A 368-nucleotide genomic window follows, 5' to 3' on the forward strand; every position below is an offset into this window, starting at 1 on the left:
GCGGAGCTACACAATCAGGAGCGGAATTTTGAACGCGATCAACCGCTCACGGCACCCGAGAAGGAGTTCCAAGCCGAGATGGTCGCCTACGTCGTCTCGCATCAACTCGGGTTCCCGACGGACGACTTCTCGCTCTCCTATCTGGCCGGTTGGACGAAAGACAAGGAACTTTTAGACAAGGAACAATTGTTGCAGGAGGTTCATCAGACATCCGCAACTTTCCTCGACCATATCGAGTCACACTTAGAAAAAGTACACACCTTACAACAGGAGAAAGAACAGAGCCCTCTTGATTACCTTGAACAGCTGGAGCGGCCAATGGGATGGAAAGACGCTGACCTCAGTCTTTATGAACGGGTGCATGCCGT

General features: G+C 51.9%; 1 pseudogene. It reads left to right on the forward strand.

Annotated features, from left to right (window positions below):
- A pseudogene (locus tag KNP95_RS16000) lies at nucleotides 1–368 on the forward strand (hypothetical protein); the annotation flags it as partial.

The organism is Exiguobacterium sp. s36 (assembly GCF_018618345.1).
GTDB lineage: Bacteria > Bacillota > Bacilli > Exiguobacteriales > Exiguobacteriaceae > Exiguobacterium > Exiguobacterium chiriqhucha.